The following is a 6,264-nucleotide window of genomic DNA, read 5'->3' on the forward strand; positions in this document are numbered from 1 at the left end:
AGCCAGATTAACGTCAACAAATTCTAAAATACATTTATTATCAATTTTAGTCATGTTTTTTGGAAATGATATCCCCATTTCTTTATAAATTAAACCAAAGAAATAAACTTCTTTCAAGGTATAAAAACTTGGTTCCTGACCATTATATTCTCGAGTTACAGATTGAATTTCAAATTCATTGATTTTCCATGTTTGAGAAATTTCATTAGCGCTTTTCAGGCTTGCTAAAAGTACTTCCCATAAAAAAAGCATAATTGTAAAAAGTAGGATTATACCAGAAAAAAATAGTTTTAGCTTTTTATTCCGAAGGTTATTTTTGATGAAAATCAAACTGAATATAAAAGTTACGATAAAAAAATGAATTGATAAATACGGTGAAACATCATATTCTGAGAAATAAATATAAAAACCAATAAATAGAATAAATACAAAAGCTATTGATACTAAGTTTTTCTGATGTTGTTTCATAGTGTTTGAAAACGACTGTTTGATATCGTTTATTTTATTTTTAAGAGTAACTTATTATTCAAGTAAAAACCTTCTCTGTCTGCGTGAGTCATTCCAGAAAAGTTTCTTTCTAAGTAACTCATTAAATTGCCATTTACATCATAACCTTCATCAATGATATCATTTGTTGGAAGCTGTATACAAACTATGTATTCTGTTCTGTCTAAATGTGAGATTACTTTTTTCTTGCTTAGTTCAAAAATATTAGCTTTACCTATAAATTCAAAAAATTCCAATAATTCTTGTTCTGCTAAGCCATCAGAATTACCTTTTTCATTTAATTCTATTAGCAAAGGCAACCTTTCAGAATCATACATTAATTCAAAGTCAGTCCAGTCATCTTCTAATTCTTTTGGATTGGTCCAAACTGTGTGACCAATTTCCGTAAGATATTCAATTAATAAGTTAACTTTTGGTTTGATTTTACTTGAACAAAATACTCGAGTGTAATATCCCATTTTATTTATAGTTTATTAAATGCCTCCTAAATTATTGCTCATTGCAATAAACAAACGTTTCCAATTTTTTCCAATCGTATCTCTGTAATCGTAAATATATAAAAAATCCCCAATCGTTTTCACAATTGAGGATTTTGTCATTTTTATTTCAGTGAATTATGCTTCTTCTAAAATTCTATTTGGGTCGTAACCAAACAATTGGTGTTGCTTAATTAATTCGGCTGTACCTGTTGGTAGCATTTTTTCCCATCCTGGAATTCCTTTGCTAATCATTTTTAAAACTTCGCGCGAAAATATTTTTAAGTTGTCTTTTTCGTTCACTGGTACATCAACAACCTTTCCGTTGTAAGCGAAGAATTTGTACAATTCTTTCATTCTTGGATGTACTTTTAAGTTTTGTGAGGTAATCACTTCACCATCTTCTTCCATTGGATACAAATATACTTTTAAATCTCTGTAGAATAATTTTCCGAAAGCTTCTAGAATTCCACCACTTAAATGACGGTAGTATTTCTCGTCGAAAATATCAACCAAGTTATTTACTCCCATAACCAATCCCATTCGGGCTTTGGTATAACTAGAGAAATATTCAACCACTTTATAATATTCTTGAAAGTTGGATATCATAACGGTTTGCCCAAGCGAACAAAGCAATTCGGCTCGATCCATAAAATCGCGCTCGTCAATTTCACCTTCTGAACGTAAATTAGACAAAGTAATTTCGAAAATCACAAAGGTATTTTCTTTTTCAACTTTATTTTCGGCAACAAACATTTCAAGTGATTTCTCATACATGTCCATATTTACTTTCGTAACCGGACGGAAACTTCCTCTTAATGCTAAAATATTTTTCTTGTATAAAACTGCGGCTGGCAAAATGTTATTTCCGTCTGGTCCAAACATTACGGCATCGGTCATACCATTTTTCACTAATTGTAAACTCATCAATCGGTTGTCCACATTAGCAAATCGTGGTCCCGAAAAATTTATAGTATCAATTTCTAACTGATCTTTATCTAAATGGTCGTACAAATAGCGTAACAATTTTTTAGGATCGTTGTATTTGTAATAAGCACCATAAATTAAGTTCACTCCAAGAATACCAAGAGTCTCTTGTTGTAAACGTGCGTCAGTTTCTTTAAATCTAATGTGAAGAATAATCTCGTTGTAGTCTTCGTCTGGTTCGATTTGGTATTTAATTCCAACCCAACCATGACCTTTAAATTGTTTAGCAAAATCTATCGTAGCAACAGTATTTGCATAACTGAAGAACATTTTATTAGGATGCTTTGTTCTATCCAAACGCTTTTCAATCAAATCTACTTCATGCGAAAGCATCTTTTTCAAACGACTTTCGGTTACATATCGTCCATCGCCTTCAATTCCGTAAATAGCATCACTAAAATCTTTGTCATAGGCCGACATTGCTTTTGCAATCGTTCCAGAAGAACCTCCAGATCTAAAAAAGTGTCTTACTGTTTCTTGTCCAGCACCAATTTCGGCAAAAGTTCCGTATATATTTTCATTCAAATTAATACGCAATGCTTTATCCTTAATTGAAGGAATTTGCTCAATTACTCTGTCGCCTTTTAATTTAATATCAAGTCCGTTATTTCCCATAATCATTTATATACATTGCAAAGTTAATAAAACGATTGCGGTATTAAAAGATAAATAGTTCTATTTTTGTAGAAAATTAACATCTAAAAATACTGATGTAGTTTTATCATAACAAAAACCGTGCTAAATGAAAGTTTATTTTTTAGGAACTGGTACTTCACAAGGAATTCCTGTTATAGGAAGCAATCATTCTGTGTGTTTAAGTAATGATTTAAAAGACAAACGGTTGCGTGTTTCGGTTTGGATTCACGACGAAAACAATTCGATAGTTATTGATTGCGGACCCGATTTTAGACAGCAAATGCTCACTTCGAAATGTCAAAAAGTAGATGCCATTTTGTACACTCATGAACATGCCGATCATACAGCTGGAATGGATGACATTCGTCCGTTTAATTTTAAGCAAGGTCCAATTCCGATTTACGCTCACGATAGGGTATTAAAAAATTTAGAAAAGCGATTTGATTATATTTTTGAAACCGAAAATAAATATCCTGGCGCGCCATCAATTCAATCGAATGAAGTGGTGAATAACGAACCATTTTCAATTGGAAATTTCAAAGTTATTCCGATAAATGTGATGCACGGAAATTTACAAGTTTTTGGCTATCGAATTGGTGATTTTGCCTATTTAACTGATGTGAAAACGGTAGAATCATCAGAAATTGAAAAGCTAAAAGGTGTAAAGGTATTGGTTGTTAATGCGTTAAGAGAAGAACCACATCATTCACATTTTAATTTGCAGGAAGCATTAGATTTTGTAACTTTGATTCAACCTGAAAAAGCATATTTTACTCACATAAGTCACATCTTAGGTTTTCACGAAGAAGTGCAGAAAAAACTACCTAAAAATGTGTTTTTGGCTTACGATAATTTAGAAATTTCAATATAAAATTACACCATGAAAAAGCAATTGTTCTTATATTTATTTATTGTTTCGGCTTTAATTAATGTTTTTACGTACATGTATTACAGCAAGAAAGATGCAACTATCGAAAAGCGATTTGAAGATAAAAACAAACGAATGAAAGACAGCATCAGTCAGTTTGAAAATGTTTTATACGATGCCAATTATTTTTCATTAGAGAATAATCAAAATGCTCAAGAATATTTTTCTAATTATGATGTTACCAAATTACTTCCTCAAATAAAAGACGCTTTGTTGGCTTACAACGATGCGCCTGAAGGAAATAAATATGTAGATCAACCAAAAATGGGTGAACAAAAATTCATCATTAACAAAATAAAAGTTTTAAATCATCGTTGGATAGTAGCAGACTACAGCAACGGAACTTTATGGGGTGATGTTTTAATCAAATATTTTGTGAAAGACGACAATTCAATTACATTCGAAACTGTTGATAATTTTCTGTACCCAAAACAACAAATGGAATAAAAATGAAAAAAACTATACTAGTTTTATTCGCATCGATTTCAATAATCTCGTGCGACTATTTTAAAAAAGAAGAAGAAGTAAAACCAGAGCCAGTTGATGCTGCTAAAGATGTAGTTCTTGGTGGCGATAAAGACGATAACGGATGTTTGGCATCTGCAGGTTATACTTGGTCTAAACTTAATAAAGAATGTGTTAGAGTTTTCAGCGGTTTACAATTGTCTCCAGCCAACAACCCAAGTAGCGATGATGCAACATTATGCACGTACGTTCTTTTTGATGAAAAAGCTGATAATGCCGAATTATTTTTACCAAATCAAGACGAATCAATTATTTTAACACGCAAAGCCGAAGGTCAACCTTATGTAAATGGCGAATGGCAATTAATTCCTTGGAAAGGTTTTGTTCTAAAAAAATCGGGTGAAATTGTTTACAGTGGCGATGGCGAAATAGGAAACAAAGTATCAGGAAGTTTAGACAGCGAAGAAATTCCGATTACAGAATAATATAAAACTAAAAAAGGTCTTGAAATTTTCAAGACCTTATTTTTTTATTGTTGCAACCAGTTTTTAAAATCATAGAAGTTTTGCGGAGAAACGCCATGACCAATTGGATATTCTTTGTAAACTATGTCAATTCCTAGTTGTTTTAACGTTGGTTCGGCTTTTCGAGCCCAATCTACAGGAACAACTTGATCGACACTTCCGTGTGATGCAAATATTTTTAAATTACTAAAATCGTTTTCTTTGAAATTTTCTGTTGCAATTTCGGCATTAAAATAACCGCTCATTGCTACAACACGTTTTATTTTTTCTGGATAAGAAACCGCCACAGCATAACTTAAAATGCAACCTTGGCTGAAGCCAATTAAAGTTACATTTTCTGAATCAATTGCATAATTTGCAAGTAATTCGTCGATGAAATTCGAAATTAAATCGCGTGATGTTTTGGCTTGCTCAATATCTGAAAATTTATTTTCGTCAGCATCAAAGTTGATGGCGTACCAAGCATAACTTCCATACATCATGTCATAAGGTGCGCGAGCAGAAATTACATAATATTCTTCTGGAAGCTCAGCTGCAAATGAAAACAAATCTTCTTCATTGCTACCATAACCGTGAAGTAGTAAAAGCAACGGATTTTTATCTAATTTTATTTTAGGTTCACGAACTAGGTGATGTAAAGATAAATTCATTATAAGCTTTTAAAAGTAGTTTGAAAAAATGCACCAACAACTGGAATTAGTCTTTTTTGTCCAGATAAAGCTCCAGAAAAACCGTAAATCCAAAGGATAAAATAGAATAGATAGAATGCTGATGAAACGGTCCAACTATCAGCATAACCTACAAAATATCCTAATAGAAAAAACGATAGAAAAATTCCTAAAGCTTGACGAATATGAAACGAAGCAAATTCGGTTTTTTTCTCTTCATTGTTCATGAAAATGGCAATTACAGCTCCTAAAATGGTTAAATACGCAACTAGTGCGGCGTCTTTATTTTGAGTATCATTCATAATTATCCTAAAATTAATTTGTTGTTATTGAAAACTCCAATTACTTTTCCTCTCATTTTTGTTCCTAAAAAAGCAGAGTTTTTAGATTTAGATAAGATGTTTTCTTTGGTAAAAATCCATTCGCCTTCTGTTGAAAACAATGTTAGATTGGCTTTATTTCCTTCGGCTATTTCAGAATTTTTTAATCCGAAAATCGTTCTTCCGAATGTTAGTTTTTCTACGATTTTATCTAATGGTAAAACGGTTAATAAAGCTCCGAAAGCACTTTCTAATCCGATGGTTCCATTTTTTGCCATATCAAATTCCATCTTTTTATGTTCAATATCAATCGGATTATGGTCGGATGTAATTATATCTATTGTATTATTTAAAACTCCAGAAATTAAGGCAATTCTATCGTTGTCAGTTCTCAATGGTGGTGTTACTTTAAATCGAGTGTCAAATCCATCTAATTTTTCATCGGTTAAAACCAAATTATGAACGGCAACGCTACAGGTAACTTGCAATCCTTTGGCTTTTGCATCGCGAATCAATTCCACAGATTTTGCTGTAGAAATTGTCGGAATGTGTAATTTTCCACCTGTGTATTCTAGCAAAAATAAGTTTCGGGCAACGGTTAATTCTTCAGCTAAATTCGGAATTCCTTTCAATCCTAATCTTGTAGAAACAATGCCTTCATTGGCAACGCCGCTTCCTTTTATTTTCTCGGCTTGGCTGTAAGCGATGACGAATCTGTCAAAATCTTGTACGTGTAGTAAACGAGCTTTTAGC

Annotated in this window: 9 protein-coding genes and 1 pseudogene; 3 read left to right on the forward strand and 7 right to left on the reverse strand. The window is 32.2% G+C overall.

Going from position 1 to position 6,264, the window contains the following annotated elements; genetic code table 11:
• The 4 genes from DIU01_RS13440 to DIU01_RS13455 all read right to left on the reverse strand — a co-directional run.
• Positions 1-252, reverse strand: a 252-nt coding sequence (locus DIU01_RS13440) for a hypothetical protein (RefSeq protein ID WP_290835274.1), incomplete at its 3' end; no start/stop codon positions are given.
• 245 nt (positions 253-497) lie between these two features.
• Positions 498-965, reverse strand: coding sequence for a hypothetical protein (locus DIU01_RS13445; RefSeq protein WP_290835276.1), 468 nt, complete (start codon positions 963-965; stop codon positions 498-500).
• A 15-nt stretch (positions 966-980) separates the two neighbouring features.
• Positions 981-1,106 (reverse strand): hypothetical protein, encoded by a 126-nt coding sequence (locus DIU01_RS13450; protein ID WP_290835278.1) that lies wholly within the window; start codon positions 1,104-1,106, stop codon positions 981-983.
• Positions 1,107-1,121: 15 nt separating this feature from the next.
• Positions 1,122-2,585, reverse strand: a complete 1,464-nt coding sequence (locus tag DIU01_RS13455; protein ID WP_290835281.1) for a TonB-dependent receptor — start codon at positions 2,583-2,585, stop codon at positions 1,122-1,124.
• A 127-nt stretch (positions 2,586-2,712) separates the two neighbouring features.
• On the opposite strand from DIU01_RS13455, the gene DIU01_RS13460 reads away from it, so the two are divergent.
• From DIU01_RS13460 to DIU01_RS13470, 3 genes are read left to right on the forward strand one after another with little or no spacing between them, the layout of a single operon-like run.
• On the forward strand, positions 2,713-3,477 hold the full coding sequence (locus DIU01_RS13460) for an MBL fold metallo-hydrolase (RefSeq protein WP_290835282.1): 765 nt from the start codon (positions 2,713-2,715) through the stop codon (positions 3,475-3,477).
• A gap of 9 nt (positions 3,478-3,486) precedes the next feature.
• Entirely contained in the window at positions 3,487-3,981 is a 495-nt protein-coding gene (locus tag DIU01_RS13465) for a hypothetical protein (RefSeq protein WP_290835284.1), read from the forward strand.
• A gap of 2 nt (positions 3,982-3,983) precedes the next feature.
• Positions 3,984-4,484 (forward strand): hypothetical protein, encoded by a 501-nt coding sequence (locus tag DIU01_RS13470; protein WP_290835286.1) that lies wholly within the window; start codon positions 3,984-3,986, stop codon positions 4,482-4,484.
• A 44-nt stretch (positions 4,485-4,528) separates the two neighbouring features.
• Here the strand turns inward: DIU01_RS13470 and DIU01_RS13475 are convergent, their stop codons facing one another.
• The 3 genes and pseudogenes from DIU01_RS13475 to DIU01_RS13485 form a co-directional block, all read right to left on the reverse strand.
• Complete coding sequence (locus DIU01_RS13475; RefSeq protein WP_290835288.1) at positions 4,529-5,173, reverse strand: alpha/beta fold hydrolase; 645 nt, start codon at positions 5,171-5,173, stop codon at positions 4,529-4,531.
• Positions 5,173-5,493: a hypothetical protein gene (locus DIU01_RS13480; RefSeq protein WP_290835290.1), complete on the reverse strand. Its 321-nt coding sequence runs from the start codon at positions 5,491-5,493 to the stop codon at positions 5,173-5,175. The genes DIU01_RS13475 and DIU01_RS13480 overlap by 1 nt, the downstream gene beginning before the upstream one ends.
• A gap of 2 nt (positions 5,494-5,495) precedes the next feature.
• A pseudogene (locus DIU01_RS13485) lies at positions 5,496-6,264 on the reverse strand (amidohydrolase family protein); the annotation flags it as partial.

The organism is Flavobacterium sp. (genome assembly GCF_003525665.1).
In the GTDB taxonomy this organism is placed as follows: domain Bacteria; phylum Bacteroidota; class Bacteroidia; order Flavobacteriales; family Flavobacteriaceae; genus Flavobacterium.

Excerpts from the sequence above, each read along its gene's own strand:
- DIU01_RS13445 (WP_290835276.1), bottom strand. The coding sequence starts at position 965 with ATGGGATATTACACTCGAGTATTTTGTTCAAGTAAAATCAAACCAAAA.
- DIU01_RS13450 (WP_290835278.1), bottom strand. The coding sequence starts at position 1,106 with ATGACAAAATCCTCAATTGTGAAAACGATTGGGGATTTTTTATATATT.
- DIU01_RS13455 (WP_290835281.1), bottom strand. The coding sequence starts at position 2,585 with ATGGGAAATAACGGACTTGATATTAAATTAAAAGGCGACAGAGTAATT.
- DIU01_RS13460 (WP_290835282.1), top strand. The coding sequence starts at position 2,713 with ATGAAAGTTTATTTTTTAGGAACTGGTACTTCACAAGGAATTCCTGTT.
- DIU01_RS13465 (WP_290835284.1), top strand. The coding sequence starts at position 3,487 with ATGAAAAAGCAATTGTTCTTATATTTATTTATTGTTTCGGCTTTAATT.
- DIU01_RS13470 (WP_290835286.1), top strand. The coding sequence starts at position 3,984 with ATGAAAAAAACTATACTAGTTTTATTCGCATCGATTTCAATAATCTCG.
- DIU01_RS13475 (WP_290835288.1), bottom strand. The coding sequence starts at position 5,173 with ATGAATTTATCTTTACATCACCTAGTTCGTGAACCTAAAATAAAATTA.
- DIU01_RS13480 (WP_290835290.1), bottom strand. The coding sequence starts at position 5,493 with ATGAATGATACTCAAAATAAAGACGCCGCACTAGTTGCGTATTTAACC.